General features: G+C 57.6%; 1 protein-coding gene. It reads right to left on the bottom strand.

The annotated features are described in order from the left end of the window. Positions 1–337, bottom strand: a 337-nt coding sequence (locus AC55NX_RS20935; RefSeq protein ID WP_496997485.1) for a hypothetical protein, incomplete at both ends; no start/stop codon positions are given.

Below are 337 nucleotides of genomic sequence, written 5' to 3'. Positions count from 1 at the left end.
TATCAACCGACCTTTGTCATCGTAAGCCTTGAGGTATTCACCGCCACTGCCGTCAACTTCTTTAATCAGCCGGGCATTGCCATCATGCTGGTACACCTGTTGTGAGCCGTCACTATTGGTCAGCGTCACCGTGCCTGCATCTTCATCCCATTCATAGCGGGTATCCACCTGGGTCAGGTTACTGAACTGGCGGGTCGCCCGGGCCTGCTTTCCTTCGCCCTGCCATTCCCAGCGGAATATCGCCCCGCCGGCCAGCTCGCGCGACTGAATCACATGCTGCGCATCGTAAGTGTAGCGCTCCGTCTCGCCACTGGCATTGGTGGCCGTGATAAGCTGT

This window comes from Vibrio rubrogenes (genome assembly GCF_059641415.1).
This window is presented reverse-complemented; position numbering and strand designations above follow the sequence as displayed.